The sequence below is a fragment of the Streptomyces sp. NPDC044061 genome, assembly GCF_056434305.1.
This window is the reverse complement of sequence record NZ_JBWKFL010000015.1, coordinates 232,252-254,749: the sequence shown is the minus strand read 5'-3', so window position 1 is coordinate 254,749 and position 22,498 is coordinate 232,252. Positions and strand designations below refer to the sequence as shown.

The 22,498-nt window shown below is 66.3% G+C and carries 18 protein-coding genes; all 18 read right to left on the bottom strand.

Features of this window, described 5'->3' with window-relative positions:
• Window position 1: 1 nt before the first annotated feature.
• The gene (rpsS, locus tag AC07CM_RS25560; RefSeq protein WP_003948639.1) at window positions 2-283 is read right to left on the bottom strand and encodes a 30S ribosomal protein S19; all 282 of its coding nucleotides are present in this window, start codon (window positions 281-283) and stop codon (window positions 2-4) included.
• A gap of 12 nt (window positions 284-295) precedes the next feature.
• Window positions 296-1,132 (bottom strand): 50S ribosomal protein L2, encoded by an 837-nt coding sequence (gene rplB, locus AC07CM_RS25555; RefSeq protein ID WP_353600330.1) that lies wholly within the window; start codon window positions 1,130-1,132, stop codon window positions 296-298.
• 40 nt (window positions 1,133-1,172) lie between these two features.
• Entirely contained in the window at window positions 1,173-1,592 is a 420-nt protein-coding gene (rplW, locus tag AC07CM_RS25550) for a 50S ribosomal protein L23 (protein ID WP_478878773.1), read from the bottom strand.
• Window positions 1,592-2,245, bottom strand: a complete 654-nt coding sequence (gene rplD / locus AC07CM_RS25545; RefSeq protein WP_478878772.1) for a 50S ribosomal protein L4 — start codon at window positions 2,243-2,245, stop codon at window positions 1,592-1,594. Before rplD ends, rplW begins: the two co-directional genes overlap by 1 nt.
• 8 nt (window positions 2,246-2,253) lie before the next feature.
• Complete coding sequence (gene rplC, locus AC07CM_RS25540; RefSeq protein ID WP_062706771.1) at window positions 2,254-2,898, bottom strand: 50S ribosomal protein L3; 645 nt, start codon at window positions 2,896-2,898, stop codon at window positions 2,254-2,256.
• Between the two features lie 16 nt (window positions 2,899-2,914).
• Entirely contained in the window at window positions 2,915-3,223 is a 309-nt protein-coding gene (rpsJ, locus tag AC07CM_RS25535) for a 30S ribosomal protein S10 (protein WP_003948644.1), read from the bottom strand.
• A 633-nt stretch (window positions 3,224-3,856) separates the two neighbouring features.
• Window positions 3,857-4,804, bottom strand: coding sequence for a hypothetical protein (locus AC07CM_RS25530; protein ID WP_478878771.1), 948 nt, complete (start codon window positions 4,802-4,804; stop codon window positions 3,857-3,859).
• 413 nt (window positions 4,805-5,217) lie between these two features.
• Window positions 5,218-5,517: a hypothetical protein gene (locus AC07CM_RS25525; protein WP_478878770.1), complete on the bottom strand. Its 300-nt coding sequence runs from the start codon at window positions 5,515-5,517 to the stop codon at window positions 5,218-5,220.
• A 236-nt stretch (window positions 5,518-5,753) separates the two neighbouring features.
• The gene (locus AC07CM_RS25520) at window positions 5,754-7,805 is read right to left on the bottom strand and encodes a hypothetical protein (protein WP_478878769.1); all 2,052 of its coding nucleotides are present in this window, start codon (window positions 7,803-7,805) and stop codon (window positions 5,754-5,756) included.
• A 28-nt stretch (window positions 7,806-7,833) separates the two neighbouring features.
• Window positions 7,834-8,199, bottom strand: a complete 366-nt coding sequence (locus AC07CM_RS25515) for a hypothetical protein (protein ID WP_478878768.1) — start codon at window positions 8,197-8,199, stop codon at window positions 7,834-7,836.
• Between the two features lie 228 nt (window positions 8,200-8,427).
• Window positions 8,428-9,621: an elongation factor Tu gene (tuf, locus tag AC07CM_RS25510; RefSeq protein ID WP_263211576.1), complete on the bottom strand. Its 1,194-nt coding sequence runs from the start codon at window positions 9,619-9,621 to the stop codon at window positions 8,428-8,430.
• A gap of 156 nt (window positions 9,622-9,777) precedes the next feature.
• Window positions 9,778-11,904, bottom strand: coding sequence for an elongation factor G (gene fusA, locus AC07CM_RS25505; protein WP_478878767.1), 2,127 nt, complete (start codon window positions 11,902-11,904; stop codon window positions 9,778-9,780).
• Between the two features lie 39 nt (window positions 11,905-11,943).
• Window positions 11,944-12,414: a 30S ribosomal protein S7 gene (rpsG, locus tag AC07CM_RS25500; RefSeq protein WP_003992340.1), complete on the bottom strand. Its 471-nt coding sequence runs from the start codon at window positions 12,412-12,414 to the stop codon at window positions 11,944-11,946.
• Window positions 12,415-12,416: 2 nt separating this feature from the next.
• Complete coding sequence (gene rpsL, locus AC07CM_RS25495) at window positions 12,417-12,788, bottom strand: 30S ribosomal protein S12 (RefSeq protein WP_003948652.1); 372 nt, start codon at window positions 12,786-12,788, stop codon at window positions 12,417-12,419.
• Window positions 12,789-13,406: 618 nt separating this feature from the next.
• Window positions 13,407-17,306: a DNA-directed RNA polymerase subunit beta' gene (locus tag AC07CM_RS25490; RefSeq protein ID WP_478878766.1), complete on the bottom strand. Its 3,900-nt coding sequence runs from the start codon at window positions 17,304-17,306 to the stop codon at window positions 13,407-13,409.
• A 98-nt stretch (window positions 17,307-17,404) separates the two neighbouring features.
• Window positions 17,405-20,890: a DNA-directed RNA polymerase subunit beta gene (rpoB, locus tag AC07CM_RS25485; RefSeq protein ID WP_478878765.1), complete on the bottom strand. Its 3,486-nt coding sequence runs from the start codon at window positions 20,888-20,890 to the stop codon at window positions 17,405-17,407.
• A gap of 571 nt (window positions 20,891-21,461) precedes the next feature.
• The gene (gene rplL, locus AC07CM_RS25480; RefSeq protein WP_478878764.1) at window positions 21,462-21,845 is read right to left on the bottom strand and encodes a 50S ribosomal protein L7/L12; all 384 of its coding nucleotides are present in this window, start codon (window positions 21,843-21,845) and stop codon (window positions 21,462-21,464) included.
• Between the two features lie 114 nt (window positions 21,846-21,959).
• Window positions 21,960-22,490 (bottom strand): 50S ribosomal protein L10, encoded by a 531-nt coding sequence (gene rplJ, locus AC07CM_RS25475; protein ID WP_360972843.1) that lies wholly within the window; start codon window positions 22,488-22,490, stop codon window positions 21,960-21,962.
• Between the last annotated feature and the right edge of the window lie 8 nt (window positions 22,491-22,498).

Genomic DNA, 22,498 nt, shown 5'->3' with positions numbered 1-22,498 from the left:
ACTAGCGGCGCTTCGACTTCCGGTCGTCCTTGACGTGGCCCCGGAAGGTGCGGGTCGGCGAGAACTCGCCGAGCTTGTGGCCGACCATCGACTCGGTGACGAACACCGGGATGTGGGTCTTGCCGTTGTGCACCGCGATCGTGTGGCCGAGCATGGCCGGGACGATCATCGAGCGACGGGACCAGGTCTTGATGACGTTCTTGGTACCGGCTTCGTTCTGGACGTCCACCTTCTTGATCAGGTGGTCGTCGACGAAGGGTCCCTTCTTCAAGCTACGAGGCATCTCAACCCGTCCTTAGCGCTTCTTGTTCGTCTTGCGGCGGCGGACGATGTACTTGTTCGACGCCTTCTTGGGCGAACGAGTACGGCCTTCCTTCTTGCCCCACGGGGACACAGGGTGGCGACCACCGGAGGTCCGGCCCTCACCACCACCGTGCGGGTGGTCAACCGGGTTCATCACGACACCACGGACGGTCGGGCGAACGCCCAGCCACCGCTTACGGCCGGCCTTACCCCAGTTGATGTTGCTCTGCTCGGCGTTGCCGACCTCACCGATGGTGGCGCGGCAGCGGACGTCGACCAGGCGGATCTCGCCGGACGGCATGCGCAGGTGGGCCATCGAGCCCTCCTTCGCGAGCAGCTGCACGGAGGCACCGGCGGAACGGGCGAACTTGGCACCGCCACCGGGACGGAGCTCGATCGCGTGGATCGTGGTACCGACCGGGATGTTGCGGATGGCCAGGTTGTTGCCCGGCTTGATGTCGGCCCCGGGACCGTTCTCGACGCGGTCACCCTGCTGCAGGTTGCGCGGGGCGAGGATGTAGCGCTTCTCGCCGTCGGCGTAGTGCAGCAGCGCGATGCGCGCGGTGCGGTTGGGGTCGTACTCGATGTGCGCGACCTTCGCCGGCACGCCGTCCTTGTCGTGACGACGGAAGTCGATCACACGGTAGGCGCGCTTGTGTCCGCCACCCTGGTGGCGAACGGTCACACGACCGGCGTTGTTACGGCCGCCCTTGCTGTGCAGGGGGCGGACCAGCGACTTCTCCGGCGTGGACCGCGTGACCTCGACGAAGTCGGCGACGCTGGCGCCACGACGGCCCGGCGTAGTCGGCTTGTACTTGCGGATTCCCATTTCTCAGTCCTCGTCCGATATCGGACGATCCGGACCGCCCTTAGGCGGTCGGACCGCCGAAGATGTCGATACGGTCGCCCTCGGCGAGGGTCACGATCGCGCGCTTGGTGGCGGCACGCTGGCCGAAGCCCGTGCGGGTCCGCTTGCGCTTGCCCTGGCGGTTGATCGTGTTGACCCCGGTGACCTTGACGTCGAAGACCGCCTGGACGGCCTGCTTGATCTGGGTCTTGTTGGCGCCCGGGGCGACGATGAACGTGTACTTGTTCTCGTCGAGGAGCGCGTAGCTCTTCTCGGAGACGACCGGCTTCAGCAGGACGTCACGGGGGTCCGTGTACGACTTGCTCAGCGGGGTCTCGACGGTGTTCTTGCCCTCGGCGGCGTGGCGACGCGCCTTGGCGACGCGCGCGGCCTTGGCGGCCTTCGCAGCCTTGGAGGCAATGCTCGGGTGACGCGTAGCCATCAGGCCTCGCTCCCTTCGGTGTCAGCGGCCTTGGGGCCAGACACGAAGGACTCGAACGCGGCCTGGGTGAAGACCACGTCGTCCGAGACGAGAACGTCGTACGTGTTCAGCTGGCCCGGCTCCAGGATGTGGACCTGGGGCAGGTTGCGGGCGGACAGCCACGCGGCCTCGTCGGCGCGCTCGACGATCAGGAGCAGGTTCTTGCGCTCCGAGATCTTGCCGAACAGGCTCTTGGCGGCCTTGGTGCTGGGGTTCTCGCCCTCGACCACGCCGGAGACGACGTGGATGCGGTTGTGACGCGCCCGGTCGGTGAGGGCACCGCGCAGGGCGGCGGCCTTCATCTTCTTGGGGGTGCGCTGCGAGTAGTCACGCGGCTGCGGGCCGTGGACGACGCCACCGCCGGCGAACTGCGGGGCGCGGGTCGAACCCTGACGGGCGCGGCCGGTGCCCTTCTGGCGGTACGGCTTCTTGCCACCACCACGGACCTCGCCACGGGTCTTCGTCTTGTGGGTGCCCTGACGGGCAGCGGCCAGCTGCGCGACGACGACCTGGTGGATCAGCGGAACGCTGACCTTGGCGTCGAAGATCTCCGCGGGGAGCTCGACGGAACCGGCCTTGTCGCCCGCCGGCGAAAGGATGTCAACAGTGCTCATCGGTTACCTCAGGCCCCCTTGGCCGCGGTGCGGACCAGGACGAGGCCGCCGTTCGGACCGGGAACCGCGCCCTTGATGAGCAGCAGACCCTTCTCCGCGTCAACGGCGTGGACGGTCAGGTTCTGGGTGGTGACCCGCTCGTTGCCCATGCGACCCGCCATGCGGAGGCCCTTGAACACGCGGCCCGGGGTGGCGCAGCCACCGATGGAACCGGGCGAGCGGTGCTTGCGCTGGGTGCCGTGACCGGCGCCGAGGCCCTTGAAGTTGTGACGCTTCATGACACCGGCGAAGCCCTTGCCCTTGCTCTTGCCGGTGACGTCGACCTTCACGCCGGCCTCGAAGACCTCGGCGGTGACTTCCTGGCCGAGCGTGTACTCGGAGGCGTCCGCCGTGCGGATCTCGACAAGGTGGCGACGGGGGGTGACGTCGGCCTTCGCGAAGTGGCCCTTGAGGGGCTTGTTCACCTTGCGCGGGTCGATCTCGCCGAAGGCGATCTGGACCGACTCGTAGCCGTCGACGTCGTTGGTACGGACCTGGGTGACGACGTTGGGGCCGGCCTTGACGACGGTGACCGGAACAACACGGTTGTTCTCGTCCCACACCTGCGTCATGCCGAGCTTCTCGCCCAGGATGCCCTTGATCTGCTTAGCCATTCTCAGATCACCGGCCTCAGAGCTTGATCTCGATGTCGACACCGGCCGGGAGGTCGAGTCGCATCAGGGAGTCAACGGTCTTCGGCGTCGGGTCGAGGATGTCGATCAGGCGCTTGTGCGTGCGCATCTCGAAGTGCTCGCGCGAGTCCTTGTACTTGTGCGGCGACTTGATGACGCAGTACACGTTCTTCTCAGTGGGCAGCGGCACCGGGCCCGCGACCGACGCACCAGTGCGGGTCACCGTCTCGACGATCTTCTTCGCCGAGGAGTCGATGACCTCGTGGTCGTAGGCCTTGAGCCGGATGCGGATCTTCTGTCCCGCCATGGCTACTCAGTAGTCCTGTCTCTTCTAACGCTCTGGAACCCGGCGGTTTCTACCTTCGTTCTCCGACCCACGCGGTCGGGCGTGTCGCGCTCCCGCTGACACAGATGTCCCTTGTTCGAACATCCCTGCGGGGAATGCACACGGCCCTTCCGGAACCGCAAGCCGGGGGCGGAAGCCCCACCGGACGCCTGGCCGGTGCCGCGCCCACACTTCCCGGAAGATTCCCGTACGTCCGTCCCAGTGCTGCCATCAGGCAGTTAGGACGACGAGTACTGTGGGACTCGCTTCCGGTCCTCCCGGCGGGAGGCGCGCAGCATCAACACTCGACCGAGCAACTCCGACAGTCTGCCATATGGCCCGGGGGCCTGGCCAATCGAGCCGAAGAGATTACCCCGAAGGTGATGTAGGTCAAACGCGGGGCGGGAGCAGTGGGCCACAGGGGGCGGTGGAACGCCACGGGGCCCTCTGCGCCCGCACGAAGATCAGCTTGACGCCGCGTCCCACGCAGCCGGTGTCACTCCGTGCGGATCGCCGACCGGTGACTGTATCCACACCTCCGAGGCCGCCGACACAGCGCCGCCCGCGTTCCGCGTTCTCCGCTTGGCCCTCCCGGCCGGCGACGGCGGTCGGCACCTACTTCTTACAGCCGAATTTCCTGGTTCCCCTCGGTACGAAGTCATCGATGAAGCGTTGCAGCTTCTTGCAGCCGGTGCGGGTGTTCTCGACTCGGTCGCCGAAGAAATGGACCCCGAACATCATGTATGCGTTCCGGGAGGTGCAGCTCGCCCGAACCGCGGCGCCGTCGCTGCCGATCGCCGCATGTCCCGGGAAGGACACGGCCCGCTCGGCGGCGAACTTGTACGTCGAGCCCTGCGTTTTCCAGTTCACCGGGTCCGGGGCCCGGTCCCAGCGCGTGACGTCGACGTACAGCACCCGGTGACCGTCGGCGCTCAGGGCGCAGGCCGCGCCTGGCTGCCCCTCGAGGGCCGCGTACGTCTGCTTCACCGGTCCGTCTTTCGGGATGAGCGGTGACAGGGCCCCTTCCGCACCGGGACCTCGCAGAACTCGGCGGGGACGGTGGCACGGGTGCTGCCGCTGCAGCCCGCCGCCGTTGCCAGGACGGCGGTGCACATCAGGGCCACCGCCCCACGCCTCGGTCCCGTCGTCATCAATGCCACGGGCGCATTCGTTGCCGTTGTCGGCCGCCCCGTTGATCTGGTCGTATATGCCCTGGTCGTGCGAGTAGTCGGTGTCGTTACGTGCCGGATCCAGGTACTCGGCACTGGTCTTCGGGTCGTGGGACATGATCCCGAGCACGCCGTCGAGCGGGTCGTTGGCGAACCAGCCCCGGTCCTTGCCGCTGAACTTGTCCCGCAGGGCCCAGACGGACTCGGTGTTGCCCTTGGCCGCGTACGACTCCTCCGCGTGCCGGATGTCGTCCACGGTGTCCTCCAGGAACTGCCCGTTGCAGCCGTCCCCCTGCTGCATCAGGGTGACGAGGCTCTGGTAGCCGCGCACCTTCTCGTCCGGTACGGGGCTGAGGCCGTCGACCTTGAACTGCTCGGTTCCGGCCTTGCGCATGTCCTTGTTTTGTGCGCCTTGCTCATGGCACCGGAGGTGAGCCAGCCGTGCCCGTCCTTCGCGTCGAACGCCTTCACCGCGGCGCCGGTCCCGTCATCTGCCCAGCGCCCCGCAACCCTGGTGTCCGGCTCGATGTCGTTGTGCAGCGTGTCGGCTGCGGTCTTCTTCTCAGCGGAAGAGGACGCGAGGTACGGCCGACCACCACCGCCCGGGCCGTCCGGCACCTGGTTCAGCCGCATTCCCACGGCGTGATCGCCGCCATTACCTGCCACGATGCCAACCCCCGTCTGCAACCCTGGCGTGCCCGCGTCACGCTACAACTCCAGTACTGCAAAGGCCCTTGAGTCACCACCACTTGCGTATCTTTAACGACTCCTGGGCTCCCGACGAGGTGCCCTTGACCAGGAGAGCTATTACGCACAGCCGAGGGTCCTGAGGGCGGCCGGGAAGTATGCACGCATGAACTTTTCAATGTCCTTGCGGTGGGATTGATCGGTAAGTTTGATTTGGGGGAGCTGGAGGGTGAGGGTGAAGTAGTTTCCACGCCTGGTTTTGCATCGCGTGATCGAGATAGCCCCATCTGTGCCAATGACCGTCTTCAGGGCCAGGTCGGCGCTGCGTGGTTGATTGACATGCGAGACCGATCCGCTACCCGTCGCCAAGTACATGAGATCCGTCGCGCTTTCATCCCACGAGAACTGGAACTCGAGCACGGGGTCATGTCTCGCCAGAAGCACACATGGTGCTGTAATTGCTTGGGCTCGATCGACCCGGTTGTACTCATGTAGCTCATCGGTGGACGTCACGAGTGGCCGAGTGAGGACTGGATCGATGCGGGTACCGCAGATGGTGTCCGGGACCCCTTGATCCCCCCTGCTGGTGCAGGAGACCACACACACCGCGAGGGAAAGGGCGGCCAGCCCCAGAAATCCGGTCCGGCGGAAGAGGTTCACTTGGGCTGTTCCCCTGACATCCCGGTCGCGTGCTCGATTCCGTCCAGAGCAGATCTATTGATCTCCTGTTTTGGATTGAAGTACAGGCTGTCACCGACTTGATGTGTTTTCTTCCATTCATCGGCAAGCGCCATCAGCTGCCCATTCCTCGCGGAATACGCCTTCACATTGTCCTCCGCCTGCTGACCATCGAGTCTCTTCTGCTCGTCCGCCAGCCACTGGTCGGTGACGTAGTCGAACCCGGCCTGTACGTCGTCGTTGACCACCGGGATGTAGCTGATCGCCTTGTCGAAGAGCGGCTTGGTCTCGAATTCGGCCGTCGTCGGGGATCCCGCCGCCTGAATACAAGCCTCCTCCAGGAAGCCGACTGTCCGACCGGCTCGGGTCAGGGACTCCGCCGACTTGGAGTGATCACCATGGATGTTCGCGACCATCGCCTGGTTCAGCCCCCCGTTCAGCGTGCTGTATGCGTCCTCGTCCCTGGACACCTGCTTGGCCACCTCGAAGAGCTGGTCCTGCTTCAGGGGCGAGTGTGCGATGTCGATCTCGCTCATCGACGCGTGGACCGTCGCCCCATGGTTGACCAGGACGTTCGCCATCGGTCGGCGCAGGGAGGCGGGGAAGTCGTCGCCCTGGGCTGCCAGGTGGCTCAGGGCCGATCTGAAGACCGCGTCGTTCTGCTTGGTGTGGGCCACGTAGTGGGCGTGCTTGTCCGCCGGGTCGATCCCCGTCGCTGCCGCCTGGAGGGCCGCTCCGAAGCCCGCTCGGTCGTCTCCGTCGAGTCCGGCCGCGTACGTGCTCACCTCCGCCGTGCCATGGTCGCGCAGGGTGACCTGCCAGTCGCGATCCCGCATCAGGTACTTCATGTGCGCGTCCGAGCCCAGGTAGTGCGCCGCCGTCCCGGGGTCGTGACTCATGATCCCCAGCACCCCGTCCACCGGATCATTCGCGAACCACCCCCCACGCCTCCCCGCGTACTCCCCCTTCGTCCGCCAGATCCCCGGATGCTCCTTCTCCGCATGGATCATGTCGTCGGTCAGGTTCTCCAGCATGCGCGGCGCATATCCGTGCCCCTTGCTCATCAGGGTCACCAGCGACTGATAGCCCACCGCCTTGTCCAGCCGCTCTCCCTGCGCGTCCGTGGCGTAGTGCTCGACGCCGGCGTGCCGCATGGCGGTGCGCCAGTGGTGGTACCAGGGCGACGCCGTGTTTCGCGTCGCCGAAGCGAGCGTGTCCGCCAGGCCCGACTCGATCGTCGAGTACGTACCGGCCGCCGCCCCGCCCCGTACGTGGACCAGGTCGTTCAGCTCGTTGGTGAGCCGGATCGTGCCCGCCGTCCCCAGGTCGTCCAGCAGGGTGCGGGAGTAGGCCTCGTCGTCGGCGTTGTCGCGGAACGTCCGTTCCAGCTCGGTGATTTCACGCCGCGACAGATGCCCGCCCCGGCTCAGTTTCGCCAGCGCTTCCTCCGCCTGCAGCGCCTCGTACTTCTCGACGTCCCCCATCGCCCCGCCGTTGAAGCCCCGGCCCCCGGCCGGGTCCGTGTCGGTCACCGCCGCCGTCAGTGCGATCCGGACGCCGGAGTCCGCGTCCGTCACGTCCCGTACCGCCTTGTCGATCCTGTCCTGCCAGGACCGCACGGCCGCTTCGGCGTGAGCCCGCGCGGCGTCGTCCGCGCCCGCCACGTGCTCGGGGTCCACGCCCACCACACCGCCGTCCGACACGCGCATCCCGGCCGCCACCGCCTCCCGGCGCGCGGCCGTCAGCCGGGCCTTCAGCTCCACGTACTGACCGTGCGCGTCCCGCAGCAGGGAGGCGAGCGCCTTCGCCTCCGTCTGCGCGTTCCGGAACTCCTCGAGCGTGACGCCGAAGCGCCCGTGCGCCGCCTCCGCGCTCAGGCCCGTCCAGGTGGCCCCCACGGAGATGCCGTGGACATCCCGCCGGTAGGCCCTCTCCTGCTTCGCGAACTCGTCCGCCATGCCGTCCCAACGGTCGGCCGCGGTGGTCAGCGTGGCGAGGTCGGCGCTCATGATCTCGTGGTACGTCGGCATCCCGGTCGCTCCCCGTCAGTACGGCGCGTCAGTACAGGTGCAGTGCGGACGTCTTGCGCAGCGTCGATCCGACGGACAGGTCAGCGCCGGTGAGAACCGTGTTCGTACGGCGCAGCAGGTCCTCGTCCGCGCCCAGCCGGTCCATCAGGCTCTTCACCTGCGTGCCCCAGGTCTCGTGGGCTCGCCGCAGGGCCGCCGAGGTCAGCCAGCCGTCCCCGTCCCACGCGCCGAACGCCTTCACCGCGGCGCCGGTCTCGTCGTCCGCCCACTCCCCCGCCCTGCGGGTGCCCGGCGCGATGTCGTCGCGGAGGGCCTTCGCCGCCGCCCGCTTCTCGGCCGGGGAGGACGCAAGGTTCCCCGGGCCATGGCCGTAGCCACCCGACAGACCGCTCATCGTGCACCCCTCACCGCGCAGCACCCACCGTCGAGCACTTCAACCGGTGCACGCCGGTCTTCGTCACGGTGTGTTCCGTGGTCGTCGAGTTGACGCCTTTCGGAACCGGCCATGGGCACCGGCCATGGGCACCGGCCGCAGGCAACGCGAAGGGGCCCGTACGACCGAAGTCGTACGGGCCCCTCCGACAGCTACCAGGTCGAAGACCCGGGCCGGATCAGCTCAAGATCACTTGTTGATCTTGGTGACCTGGCCGGCGCCCACGGTCCGGCCACCCTCACGGATGGCGAACTTCAGGCCCTCTTCCATGGCGACGGGCTGGATGAGCTCCACCGTCATCTCGGTGTTGTCACCCGGCATGACCATCTCGGTGCCCTCGGGGAGGGTCACGACGCCGGTCACGTCCGTCGTACGGAAGTAGAACTGCGGACGGTAGTTGTTGAAGAACGGCGTGTGGCGGCCACCCTCGTCCTTGGAGAGGATGTAGGCCTGCGCCTCGAACTCGGTGTGCGGGGTGACCGAGCCCGGCTTGATGATGACCTGGCCGCGCTCGACGTCCTCGCGCTTGATGCCACGGAGGAGCAGACCGACGTTCTCACCGGCCTGGCCCTCGTCGAGCAGCTTGCGGAACATCTCGATGCCGGTGACCGTGGTGGTGGTCTTCTCGGTCTTGATGCCGATGATGTCGACGGTCTCGTTGACCTTGAGGACACCACGCTCGATACGACCGGTGACGACGGTGCCACGGCCGGTGATCGTGAAGACGTCCTCGATCGGCATCAGGAACGGCTTGTCGACGTCACGCTCGGGCTCCGGGATGGAGGTGTCGACAGCGTTCATCAGGTCCAGGACCGACTGGGTCCACTGGGCGTCGCCCTCGAGCGCCTTCAGCGCGGAGACGCGGACGACCGGCAGGTCGTCGCCCGGGAACTCGTACTCGGAGAGGAGCTCACGGACCTCGAGCTCGACGAGCTCCATGATCTCCTCGTCGTCCACCATGTCGGCCTTGTTCAGGGCGACGACGATGTACGGAACGCCGACCTGGCGGGCCAGGAGCACGTGCTCCTTGGTCTGCGGCATCGGGCCGTCGGTGGCGGCGACCACGAGGATCGCGCCGTCCATCTGCGCGGCACCGGTGATCATGTTCTTGATGTAGTCCGCGTGACCCGGGCAGTCGACGTGGGCGTAGTGACGCGCCTCGGTCTGGTACTCGACGTGCGCGATGGAGATGGTGATACCGCGCTGACGCTCTTCGGGCGCCTTGTCGATGTTGTCGAACGGGGTGGCCTCGTTCAGGTCCGGGTACGCGTCGTGCAGCACCTTGGTAATGGCGGCCGTGAGGGTCGTCTTACCGTGGTCGATGTGACCGATGGTGCCGATGTTGACGTGCGGCTTAGTCCGCTCGAACTTCGCCTTCGCCACTGGGGTCCTCCTGTGGAGTGGTTCTGTACGCCTTACTTCATCGGCGCCAGGTGATCTTTGCTGTAAAGGCCCGGAACCCGGGGCATTCCTCCGCGTTTGCGGCGGAATGCCCCTTGAGGCTCCGGAGTCAAGCCTACGGCGTGTTAACGCGGTGCGTTACTCGCCCTTGGCCTTCGCGATGATCTCCTCGGCGACGTTCCGCGGAACCTCGGCGTAGGAGTCGAACTGCATCGAGTAGCTTGCGCGACCCGACGTCTTGCTGCGGAGGTCGCCGACGTAGCCGAACATCTCCGACAGGGGCACGAGGCCCTTCACGACGCGGGCACCAGCCCGCTCCTCCATGGCCTGGATCTGACCACGGCGGGAGTTGATGTCGCCGATGACCTCACCCATGTAGTCCTCGGGCGTGGTGACCTCGACGGCCATCATCGGCTCGAGCAGCACGGGGCTGGCCTTGCGCGCGGCCTCCTTGAAGGCCTGCGAACCGGCGATCTTGAAGGCGAGCTCGGAGGAGTCGACCTCGTGGTAGCCACCGTCGATCAGGATGACGCGCACGCCGGTCATCTCGTAGCCGGCGAGGATGCCGAACTGCATGGCCTCCTGCGCACCGGCATCGACCGAAGGGATGTACTCCTTCGGGATGCGACCACCGGTCACCTTGTTCACGAACTCGTACGAGGCGTCGCCGCCCTCGATGGGCTCGATCGCGATCTGCACCTTGGCGAACTGACCGGTACCACCGGTCTGCTTCTTGTGGGTGTAGTCCACGCGCTCGACGGCCTTGCGGATCGTCTCGCGGTACGCGACCTGCGGCTTGCCGACGTTGGCCTCGACCTTGAACTCACGGCGCATACGGTCGACCAGCACCTCGAGGTGCAGCTCGCCCATACCACCGATGATGGTCTGGCCGGTCTCCTCGTCCGAGTGGACCTGGAAGGACGGGTCCTCCTCGGCCAGGCGCTGGATCGCGACGCCCAGCTTCTCCTGGTCGCCCTTCGACTTGGGCTCGATGGCGACCTGGATGACCGGCGCCGGGAAGTCCATGGACTCCAGGATGACCGGGTTCTTGTCGTCGGACAGCGTCTCACCGGTGGTGGTCTGCTTCAGGCCCATGACGGCGACGATGTCGCCCGCGCCCACCGACTCGATCTCCTCACGCTTGTTGGCGTGCATGCGGTAGATCTTGCCGATGCGCTCCTTCTTGCCCTTGACGGAGTTCAGCACCGAAGAGCCGGACTCCAGGCGGCCCGAGTAAACCCGGACGAAGGTGAGCTTGCCGAGGTGCGGGTCGCTCATGATCTTGAACGCCAGCGCCGAGAGGGGCTCCTCGTCGGACGGCTTGCGCTTGACGACGACCTCGGGGTCCTTGACGTCGTGGCCCTCGATGGCCTCGATGTCGACCGGGGACGGCAGGTAGCGCACGACCGCGTCGAGCAGGGGCTGGACGCCCTTGTTCTTGAACGCGGTACCGCAGAACACCGGGGTCACGGTGGTGCCGGTGCCCTTGCCGGACGCGATGGTGATACGACGGATCGCGGCGTACAGCTGCTCCACGGAGGGCTCGGCGCCCTCCAGGTACAGCTCCATGATCTCTTCGTCGTTCTCGGCCACGGCCTCCAGCAGCTTGCCGCGGTACTCCTCGGCAGCCTCGGTGTGCGTGTCCGGGATGTCGACGACGTCGTACATCTCGCCCTTGGTGGCCTCGGCGGACCAGACCAGGGCCTTCATCGTCACGAGGTCGACGACGCCCTTGAAGTCGGCCTCGGCACCGATCGGGAGCTGCATCACGATCGGCTGAGCGCCCAGGCGGTCAGAGATCATGTCGACGCAGCGGTGGAACTCGGCACCGGTCCGGTCGAGCTTGTTGACGAAGCAGATACGCGGAACGCCGTAGCGGTCCGCCTGACGCCACACCGTCTCGGACTGGGGCTCCACGCCGGCGACGCCGTCGAACACCGTCACGGCACCGTCGAGCACGCGCAGCGAACGCTCCACCTCGACGGTGAAGTCGACGTGGCCCGGCGTGTCGATGATGTTGATGGTGTGATCGACGTCTTCCAGCGGCCAGTGACAGGTGGTGGCAGCAGAGGTGATCGTGATGCCACGCTCCTGCTCCTGCTCCATCCAGTCCATGGTGGCAGCGCCGTCGTGGACCTCACCGATCTTGTACGAAACGCCGGTGTAGAACAGGATCCGCTCGGTGGTGGTCGTCTTGCCCGCGTCGATGTGGGCCATGATCCCGATGTTGCGGACCTTGGCCAGGTCAAGTGAAGTGGTAGCCATAAGGCTTCAGTCTTCTCTCGGTCTCGATGTGGGTAGCGACTACCAGCGGTAGTGCGCGAAGGCCTTGTTGGACTCGGCCATCTTGTGCGTGTCCTCGCGCTTCTTGACGGCCGCACCGAGGCCGTTCGAAGCGTCGAGAAGCTCGTTCAGCAGACGCTCGGTCATGGTCTTCTCGCGACGGGCGCGGGAGTAACCGACGAGCCAGCGCAGCGCGAGGGTGTTGGCGCGACCGGGCTTGACCTCGATCGGAACCTGGTAGGTCGCACCACCGACACGGCGGGACTTGACCTCGAGGGTCGGCTTGATGTTCTCCAGCGCGCGCTTCAGCGTGATGATCGGGTCGTTGCCCGTCTTCTCACGCAGACCCTCCATGGCGCCGTAGACGATGCGCTCGGCGGTGGAGCGCTTGCCGTTCAGCAGCACCTTGTTGATCAGGGAGGTCACCAGAGGAGAACCGTAGACCGGGTCGATGATGACCGGGCGCTTCGGGGCGGGGCCCTTACGAGGCATTCTTACTTCTCCTTCTTGGCGCCGTAACGGCTGCGGGCCTGCTTGCGGTTCTTGACACCCTGGGTGTCGAGGGAACCGCGGATGATCTTGTAGCGAACACCCGGCAGGTCCTTCACACGGCCGCCGCGCACGAGCACGATGGAGTGCTCCTGCAGGTTGTGTCCCTCACCCGGAATGTAAGCGGTGACCTCGATGCCGCTGGTCAGACGCACACGCGCGACCTTGCGGAGGGCCGAGTTCGGCTTCTTCGGGGTGGTCGTGAACACACGCGTGCAGACGCCGCGACGCTGGGGCGAACCCTCGAGTGCGGGCGTCTTGTTCTTTTCGACCTTGTCCTGCCGGCCCTTGCGGACCAGCTGCTGGATCGTAGGCACTACTTCTCCGGTTTCTGTGTGCCGATAGGTACAGCTAACCTGGAACTTCTCCGACCCACGCGGTCGGGTGTGTCGAATCCGCAGACTTCCGCCGCAAGGCGAAAAGGGCACAGATTACGGTGGCCGATAACGGCTCACTATGCGGTTGAAGGCACGCACGGGAGCCAGGGCACACCCCAGGCACAAGGTCTGAGCGTACCTACCTCATTCGCTGTGGTCAAAACAAATGGGGTCCACCCCCCTCGGGCCGGGGGCCTGTCAAGCCCACACACCGCGTGAACGCGCGGCGATCGCCGGAGTCCGGCGGCCAAAACCAGCGAACACGTCTGAAACCGGTCACCATCTCGATCAGGGCCCCTGTGGGGGCCCAGGCACGACCCGTGCGTCCCCGGTGCCCGCGCCTCGCTCCGGTGCCGCCTCTCGGCCTCCGAGGCGTCCCAGCGGGCCCGTCACGTCGTACGGCGAGCCGGTGCGGCACAACCCGTGCGGTTCCGGGCGGAGCGCGCCGGCTCTCGTCCCGGAGGACGCAGCGCCCCCTCCGGGGGACGTAGCGCCCCCCGGAGACGCCGAAGGGCGGCCACCCCAAAAGGTGACCGCCCCTCAGTTCAAGCTGCTCGCTTACTGGTTGTACGGACCGTAGTCGTAGTCCTCCAGCGGAACGGCCTGGCCGGAGCCCGTGCCGAACGGCGAGTAGTCGATGTCGTCGTAGCCGACGGCCGAGTACATCGCGGCCTTGGCCTCCTCGGTCGGCTCGACCCGGATGTTGCGGTAGCGGGACAGACCCGTACCGGCCGGGATGAGCTTACCGATGATGACGTTCTCCTTGAGGCCGATGAGGCTGTCGGACTTGGCGTTGATCGCCGCGTCCGTCAGGACTCGGGTCGTCTCCTGGAAGGAGGCGGCCGACAGCCAGGACTCCGTCGCCAGCGAGGCCTTGGTGATACCCATCAGCTGCGGACGACCGGAGGCCGGGTGACCGCCCTCCTGGACCACACGACGGTTCTCGGTCTCGAACTTCGAGCGCTCGACCAGCTCACCGGGCAGCAGCTCGGCGTCGCCGGACTCGATGATCGTCACACGGCGGAGCATCTGCCGGATGATGATCTCGATGTGCTTGTCGTGGATCGACACACCCTGCGAGTTGTAGACCTTCTGGACCTCGCCGACCAGGTGGACCTGGACGGCACGCTGACCCAGGATGCGCAGCACGTCGTGCGGGTTGGTGGCACCCACGGTCAGCTGCTGACCCACCTCGACGTGGTCGCCCTCGCGGACCAGGACCTTGGCACGCTTCGAGATCGGGAACGCCGTCTCGTCGCTGCCGTCGTCCGGGGTGACGACGATCTTCTTGGTCTTCTCGGTCTCCTCGATCCGCACGCGGCCGGAGGCCTCGGAGATCGGGGCGACACCCTTCGGGGTACGGGCCTCGAAGAGCTCGACGACACGGGGCAGACCCTGGGTGATGTCGTCACCGGCCACACCACCGGTGTGGAAGGTACGCATCGTCAGCTGGGTACCGGGCTCACCGATGGACTGGGCGGCGATGATGCCGACCGCCTCACCGATGTCGACCAGCTTGCCGGTGGCCAGCGAACGGCCGTAGCACATCGCGCAGGTGCCGACGTGCGACTCGCAGGTCAGGATCGAGCGGGTCTTGACCTCCTCGATGCCGTGGTGCACCAGCTGGTCGATGAGCACGTCGCCCAGGTCCACGTTGGCCGGCGCGATCACCTTGCCGTCGATGACGACGTCCTCGGCGAGCATGCGGGCGTAGACGCTCGTCTCGACGTCGTCCGCCTTGCGCAGCACACCGTCGGCGCCGCGGTGGGCGATCCGCAGCTTCAGACCGCGCTCGGTGCCGCAGTCCTCCTCGCGGATGATGACGTCCTGGGAGACGTCGACCAGACGACGGGTCAGGTAACCCGAGTCGGCGGTACGAAGGGCGGTGTCCGCCAGACCCTTACGGGCACCGTGCGTGGAGATGAAGTACTCCAGCACGGAGAGACCCTCACGGAACGACGCCTTGATGGGCCGCGGGATGGTCTCGTTCTTGGCGTTCGACACCAGACCACGCATACCGGCGATCTGCCGCATCTGCATCATGTTTCCTCGGGCACCCGAGTCAACCATCATGAAGATGGGGTTCGTCTTGGGGAAGTTCTCGTTCATCGCCTCGGCGACCTCGTTGGTCGCCTTCGTCCAGATCGCGATGAGCTCCTGAGTGCGCTCTTCCTTGGTGATCAGACCGCGCTCGTACTGCTTCTGGACCTTCTCGTCCTGGGCCTCGTAGCCGCGGACGATCTCCTTCTTCGCCTCGGGAACGACGACGTCGGAGATGGCGACGGTGACACCGGAACGGGTCGCCCAGTAGAAGCCGGCCGCCTTCAGGTTGTCGAGCGTCGCCGCCACGATGACCTTGGGGTAGCGCTCGGCCAGGTCGTTGACGATCTCGGAGAGCTGCTTCTTGCCCACCGAGTAGTCGACGAACGGGTAGTCCTCGGGCAGCAGCTCGTTGAAGAGCGCGCGGCCCAGGGTGGTGCGCAGGCGGAACGAGTCACCCTGCTGCCACTCGGGCTCGCCCTCTTCGCGAGCCGGCGGGGTCCAGCCGCGCGGCGGGATGGTGCCCACCGGGAAGCGGATGTCGATCGCCGACTGCAGCGCGAGCTCGCCGGCGTCGAACGCCATGATCGCCTCGGCCGTGGAGCCGAACGCGCGGCCCTCGCCCTTGGTGTCACGCAGCTCGCCGTCGGTGGTGAGGAAGAACAGACCGAGGACCATGTCCTGGGTCGGCATCGTCACCGGACGGCCGTCGGCCGGCTTGAGGATGTTGTTCGAGGACAGCATCAGGATGCGGGCCTCGGCCTGCGCCTCCGCGGACAGCGGCAGGTGCACGGCCATCTGGTCACCGTCGAAGTCCGCGTTGAACGCGGTGCAGACGAGCGGGTGGATCTGGATGGCCTTGCCCTCGACCAGCTGCGGCTCGAAGGCCTGGATGCCGAGGCGGTGCAGGGTGGGAGCACGGTTCAGCAGGACCGGGTGCTCGGCGATGACCTCTTCGAGGACGTCGTACACGACCGTACGGCCGCGCTCCACCATGCGCTTGGCGCTCTTGATGTTCTGCGCGTGGTTCAGGTCGACCAGGCGCTTCATCACGAACGGCTTGAAGAGCTCCAGCGCCATGGCCTTGGGCAGACCGCACTGGTGCAGCTTCAGCTGCGGGCCGACGACGATGACGGAACGCGCCGAGTAGTCGACTCGCTTGCCGAGCAGGTTCTGCCGGAATCGACCCTGCTTGCCCTTCAGCATGTCGCTGAGGGACTTCAGCGGGCGGTTACCGGGACCGGTGACCGGACGGCCGCGACGGCCGTTGTCGAAGAGGGCGTCAACAGCCTCCTGAAGCATGCGCTTCTCGTTGTTGACGATGATCTCCGGGGCACCGAGGTCCAGGAGCCTCTTCAGACGGTTGTTGCGGTTGATCACACGGCGGTACAGGTCGTTCAGGTCGGAGGTCGCGAAGCGGCCACCGTCCAGCTGCACCATCGGACGCAGGTCCGGCGGGATGACCGGGACGCAGTCCAGGACCATGCCCTTGGGGCTGTTGGACGTCTGCAGGAACGCGGAGACGACCTTCAGCCGCTTCAGGGCGCGGGTCTTCTTCTGGCCCTTGCCGGTGCGGATGATCTCGCGGAGCTTCTCGGCCTCCTCCTCGAGGTCGAAGGACTCCAGGCGCTTCTGCAGCGCCGCGGCACCCATCGAGCCGTCGAAGTACGTGCCGAAGCGGTCACGCAGCTCGCGGTAGAGCAGCTCGTCGCCCTCGAGGTCCTGGACCTTGAGGTTCTTGAACCGGGTCCACACCTCGTCCAGGCGGTCGATCTCGCGCTGCGCGCGGTCGCGCAGCTGCTTCATCTCGCGCTCGGCACCCTCGCGCACCTTGCGGCGCACGTCGGCCTTGGCACCCTCGGCCTCCAGCTCGGCCAGGTCGGCCTCGAGCTTCTTGGCGCGGGCCTCCAGGTCGGCGTCGCGGCGGTTCTCGACCTGCTGGCGCTCGACGGAGACGTGCGCCTCCAGGGAGGGCAGGTCGCGGGTACGGCGCTCCTCGTCGACGTACGTGATCATGTACGCCGCGAAGTAGATGACCTTCTCGAGGTCCTTCGGCGCCAGGTCGAGCAGGTAGCCCAGGCGCGACGGAACACCCTTGAAGTACCAGATGTGCGTGACGGGAGCGGCCAGCTCGATGTGGCCCATCCGCTCACGGCGCACCTTGGCGCGCGTGACCTCGACGCCACAGCGCTCACAGATGATGCCCTTGAAGCGGACGCGCTTGTACTTGCCGCAGTAGCACTCCCAGTCCCGGGTCGGACCGAAGATCTTCTCGCAGAAGAGTCCGTCCTTCTCGGGCTTGAGGGTGCGGTAGTTGATGGTCTCGGGCTTCTTGACCTCACCGTGGCTCCACTGACGGATGTCGTCAGCGGTGGCCAGGCCGATCCGGAGCTCGTCGAAGAAGTTGACGTCGAGCACTATGCGTCAATCCCTCTCAGGGTCGTAAGTCTTTGGTCTGAAACGGGGGCCTGGGGGTCGGCGGGGCCCTTGTGGGTCAGGGCTCCGCCGGACTCCCGTCAGACCTCTTCGACGCTGCTCGGCTCGCGCCGGGACAGGTCGATACCGAGCTCCTCCGCAGCGCGGAAGACGTCCTCGTCGGTGTCGCGCATCTCGATGGACATACCGTCGCTGGACAGCACCTCCACGTTCAGGCAGAGCGACTGCATCTCCTTGATGAGCACCTTGAAGGACTCGGGGATGCCGGGCTCGGGGATGTTCTCGCCCTTGACGATGGCCTCGTAGACCTTCACGCGGCCGGTGACGTCGTCGGACTTGATGGTCAGCAGCTCCTGGAGGGCGTAGGCGGCACCGTAGGCCTCGAGTGCCCACACCTCCATCTCGCCGAACCGCTGGCCACCGAACTGGGCCTTACCACCCAGCGGCTGCTGGGTGATCATCGAGTACGGACCGGTCGAGCGGGCGTGCAGCTTGTCGTCGACCAGGTGGTGCAGCTTCAGGATGTACATGTAGCCGACCGAGATCGGGTCCGGGAACGGCTCACCGCTACGGCCGTCGAACAGCCGCGCCTTACCGGTCGGGAGCACCATGCGCTCGCCGTCGCGGTTCGGGATGGTGTGCTGCAGCAGACCCGCCAGCTCGTCCTCGCGGGCACCGTCGAAGACCGGGGTCGCGACGTTGGTGCCGGGGGCGACGGAGTCGGCGCCGATCGCCTGGAGGCGCTGCGCCCACTCGTCCGCGAGGCCGGAGACGTCCCAGCCGCGGCTGGCGAGCCAGCCCAGGTGGATCTCCAGGACCTGTCCCGGGTTCATTCGGGACGGCACACCCAGCGGGTTCAGGATGATGTCGACCGGGGTGCCGTCCTCCAGGAACGGCATGTCCTCGATCGGCAGGATCTTGGAGATGACACCCTTGTTGCCGTGACGGCCGGCGAGCTTGTCACCGTCGGTGATCTTGCGCTTCTGCGCCACGTACACGCGCACAAGCTGGTTCACACCCGGGGGAAGCTCGTCGCCCTCCTCGCGGTCGAAGACGCGGACGCCGATGACCTTGCCGGTCTCGCCGTGCGGCACCTTCAGCGAGGTGTCACGGACCTCACGGGCCTTCTCGCCGAAGATCGCGCGCAGCAGGCGCTCCTCGGGGGTCAGCTCGGTCTCACCCTTCGGGGTCACCTTGCCGACGAGGATGTCGCCGGCGATGACCTCGGCGCCGATGCGGATGATGCCGCGCTCGTCGAGGTCGGCGAGGACCTCCTCGGAGACGTTCGGGATGTCCCGGGTGATCTCCTCGGGGCCGAGCTTGGTGTCACGGGCGTCGACCTCGTGCTCCTCGATGTGGATCGAGGAGAGGACGTCGTCCTGCACGAGGCGCTGCGACAGGATGATCGCGTCCTCGTAGTTGTGACCCTCCCACGGCATGAACGCCACGAGCAGGTTCTTGCCGAGGGCCATCTCGCCGTTCTGGGTGGCCGGGCCGTCGGAGAGGACCTGGCCCTCGATGACGCGGTCGCCCTCGTTGACGATGACCTTCTGGTTGACCGAGGTGCCCTGGTTGGAACGGGCGAACTTGGCCAGGCGGTACGTGATGTACGTGCCGTCGTCGTTGGCGGTGGTGATGTAGTCCGCGGAGACCTCCTGGACCACACCGGCCTTCTCGGCCTTGACCACGTCGCCGGCGTCGACCGCGGAGCGGTACTCCATGCCGGTGCCGACGAGCGGGGCCTCCGACTTAATCAGCGGGACGGCCTGGCGCATCATGTTCGCGCCCATGAGGGCACGGTTGGCGTCGTCGTGCTCGAGGAAGGGGATCATGGCGGTCGCGACCGACACCATCTGGCGCGGCGAGACGTCCATGTAGTCGACGTCCTCGGGGCTGACGTAGTCGACCTCACCGCCACGGCGGCGGACCAGGACACGCGCCTCGGCGAACCGGAGCTCGTCGTTCAGCGTGGCGTTGGCCTGCGCGATGACGAAGCGGTCCTCCTCGTCGGCGGTCAGGTAGTCGACCTCGTCGGTGACCTGGCCGTCGTTCACCTTGCGGTACGGGGTCTCGACGAAACCGAACGCGTTGACCCGGCCGTAGGAGGCGAGCGAGCCGATCAGACCGATGTTCGGGCCTTCCGGCGTCTCGATCGGGCACATACGGCCGTAGTGCGACGGGTGCACGTCACGGACCTCGAAGCCGGCCCGCTCACGGGAGAGACCACCGGGACCAAGGGCCGACAGACGGCGCTTGTGGGTGAGACCCGACAGCGGGTTGTTCTGGTCCATGAACTGGGACAGCTGGCTGGTGCCGAAGAACTCCTTGATGGAGGCGACGACCGGCCGGATGTTGATCAGGGTCTGCGGCGTGATCGCCTCGACGTCCTGGGTGGTCATGCGCTCGCGCACGACACGCTCCATACGGGCGAGACCCGTACGGACCTGGTTCTGGATCAGCTCGCCGACGCTGCGCAGACGACGGTTGCCGAAGTGGTCGATGTCGTCGGTCTCGACGACGATCGTGTCACCGTTGTCAACGGTGGTCTCGGTCTCGCCGGCGTGCAGCTGCACCAGGTACTTGATCGTCGAGATGATGTCCTCGACGGTCAGGATGCCCGCGTCGAGCGGAGCGTCCGCACCCAGCTTCTTGTTGACCTTGTAGCGGCCGACCTTGGCGAGGTCGTAGCGCTTGGGGTTGAAGTAGAGGTTCTCCAGCAGGGTCTGCGCGGCCTCACGCGTGGGGGGCTCGCCCGGACGCAGCTTGCGGTAGATGTCGAGCAGCGCGTCGTCCTGGCCCTGGGTGTGGTCCTTCTCCAGGGTGGCGCGCATCGACTCGTAGTCGCCGAACTCCTCGAGGATCTGCTCGGTCGTCCAGCCGAGCGCCTTCAGCAGCACGGTGACCGACTGCTTGCGCTTGCGGTCGATACGGACACCGACCATGTCGCGCTTGTCGATCTCCATCTCCAGCCAGGCACCCCGGGACGGGATGATCTTGGCGGAGAAGATGTCCTTGTCGGACGTCTTGTCGATCGAGGAATCGAAGTAGACACCGGGGGAACGGACCAGCTGAGACACAACGACACGCTCGGTGCCGTTGATGACGAAGGTGCCCTTGTTCGTCATGAGCGGGAAGTCGCCCATGAAGACCGTCTGGGACTTGATCTCACCGGTCTCGTTGTTGGTGAACTCGGCGGTGACGAAGAGCGGGGCGGCGTACGTGAAGTCGCGCTCCTTGCACTCGTCGATGGAGTTCTTCGGCGGCTCGAAGCGGTGGTCCCGGAACGTCAGCGACATCGACCCGGAGAAGTCCTCGATCGGGGAGATCTCCTCGAAGATCTCCTCCAGACCGGACTTGGTGGGGACGTCCTGACCGTTCTCAAGAGCCTCCTCGACCCGACTCTGCCAGGCGGTGTTGCCGAGCAGCCAGTCGAAGCTCTCGGTCTGCAGCGCGAGCAGGTTCGGAACCTCGAGAGGCTCCTTGATCTTTGCAAAGGAAATGCGCAGCGGGGCAGTGCTGGCGCCGTTGTTCGTATTCGCGGTCGAGGCGTTGCGCGAGGCGGCCAAGAGGGGGTCCTTCCGAGGGCTCGGACTCACTACGCGCGTACCGGCCCCTCATCCCAGACACAGAGACGGAAACCCCAGGTCAAGGTGGCTTCGGTCATCGGCGTTCGAGTGAGGGCAGACCCCTGGTGACGGGCAGGGGACAGCTAACAGGCAGCGCAAAGGGTCAGTGTAGCCACTTGGCACACTGATGTCCAGTGCGGGTTTTTCGAGACCCTCGTTGTTCTCAACGCCCTTGTCAACGCCCTCGGCATGCCTGCCCTCAACGCACGTTCATACTGCCCTCTTCGTCGTCGATCCATGCCTCGGATTCGGATCCTTGTGACGACGCGTCCTGAGAATTGCGCGCTGCGTGCGGTTCGTCAAGGCCCCCTTGCCCAAACGAGACTGGCCGGAGACACGACGAAGATCACCATACCCCTCGCCGTCACGAGTGCAAGGCAACCGAGGCCGGGCTCCGGATACGCCGAAGAGCGACCACCCGGATGGATGATCGCTCTTCGGTGCGTTCGCGTTACAGCCCCAGGGGGCCGTACTCAGCGCGCGGAGAGAGTCACGGAGACTCCGAGAGGTCTTACTTGACCTCGACGGAGGCGCCGGCGCCCTTGAGGGACTCGGCGGCCTTCTCGGCCTGCTCCTTGTTGACCTTCTCGAGGACCGGCTTCGGGGTGCCGTCGACCAGGTCCTTGGCCTCCTTGAGGCCCAGGGAGGTGAGCTCGCGCACGACCTTGATGACCTGGATCTTCTTGTCGCCGGCGCCGGTGAGGATGACGTCGAACTCGTCCTTCTCCTCCTCGGCCTCGGCGGCGGCGGCCGGACCGGCCGGGCCGGCAACGGCGACCGCGGCGGCGGCGGTGACGTCGAACTTCTCCTCGAAGGCCTTCACGAACTCGGAGAGCTCGATGAGGGTCATCTCCTCGAACTGCGCGAGCAGGTCTTCCTGGCTGAGCTTCGCCATGGTGGGCGATCCTTCCACTAATTCGGCTGGTGCCGGATGTACATGTATGGCGGGCGTACGTTCGGCCCGCTACGACCTCCGCCTCAGGCGGCGGCGGTCATTTCGCGAGCCGAGTTACTCGGCACCGCCCTGCTCGGCCTGCTTGGCACGAAGAGCGTCCACGGTGCGGACGAGCTTCGACGGGAGCGCCTGGAAGACCTGAGCAGCCTGGGTCTGCTTGCCCTTGAAGGCGCCCGCCAGCTTGGCGAGCAGAACCTCGCGGGACTCGAGGTCCGCAAGCTTCTTGATCTCGTCGGCGGACAGCGCCTTGCCTTCAAGGACACCGCCCTTGATGACGAGGTTCGGGTTGTCCTTGGCGAAGTCACGAAGACCCTTCGCCGACTCCACCGGGTCACCGGTGACGAAGGCGACCGCCGTCGGACCGTTGAACAGGTCGTCGAGCGTCGTGATCCCGGCCTCGTTGGCCGCAATCTTGGTCAGCGTGTTCTTCACCACGGCGTACTGGGCGTTCTCACCGAGCGAACGACGCAGCGTCTTGAGCTGCGCCACGGTGAGACCCCGGTACTCGGTCAGCACGGCGGCGTTCGAGCTGCGGAACTGCTCCGCGAGCTCGGCTACCGCGGCAGCCTTGTCGGGCCTTGCCATAGAGCGTC